General features: G+C 59.0%; 1 protein-coding gene. It reads right to left on the reverse strand.

The window, feature by feature from the left end; translation table 11 throughout:
- A partial coding sequence (locus Q8O96_RS31095) for a hypothetical protein (RefSeq protein ID WP_305950131.1) occupies positions 1–188 on the reverse strand: 188 nt, incomplete at its 3' end.
- Between the last annotated feature and the right edge of the window lie 387 nt (positions 189–575).

A 575-nucleotide genomic window follows, 5' to 3' on the forward strand; every position in this document is an offset into this window, starting at 1 on the left:
CCTGCAATGGTGACAGTTTTCAGTTCTGCAGGAGTTGGCCAAGTCACCAAAGCACCACGCTTTGCGTGGTGACAGATCCCGGCGCCGGCGGCGCCGATTGCGTCACCAAGACAGACACCGACTTTGGCGACAAATTCCTCCGATCGATCCCACCCCAAAGTCACCAGCGCGCAGCCGGTGGCTGCCATAAGAAACCCACTTCGTGGGTTAGTTCGCAGCGCGTAGCGCTGCCCTATTCGGTGTTCATGCCCGCTATTGCCTTCGAGTCGATTGCTTCGCGGAGTCCCTATCGCCTGCCCTAAACGGTAGCCCGGCCCGGTCAACGTGCAAGGGTTCGCTTCGCCGGAATCCTCACCCGTTCGGTGCTCGGTCGCTGCGCTCCCTGTGCTCCGCTGCGGCTTCCGGTTCCGCCCTTGCCCGTCGCCCTTATGGGCCGAGCTTCCGACGGGCATACGGCGATAGGCACTCAGCGAAGCAATGTTTCAACTAAAGGGGAAAACCGTCATGAATCACCACCAAGAAAATCAAAAGCCGGCGAAAGCATCTAGCAAAGCAATGTTGAAGGGCAAAAAGCC

It is taken from the genome of Pseudomonas sp. LPH60 (assembly GCF_030718165.1).
Lineage (GTDB): Bacteria > Pseudomonadota > Gammaproteobacteria > Pseudomonadales > Pseudomonadaceae > Aquipseudomonas > Aquipseudomonas danubii.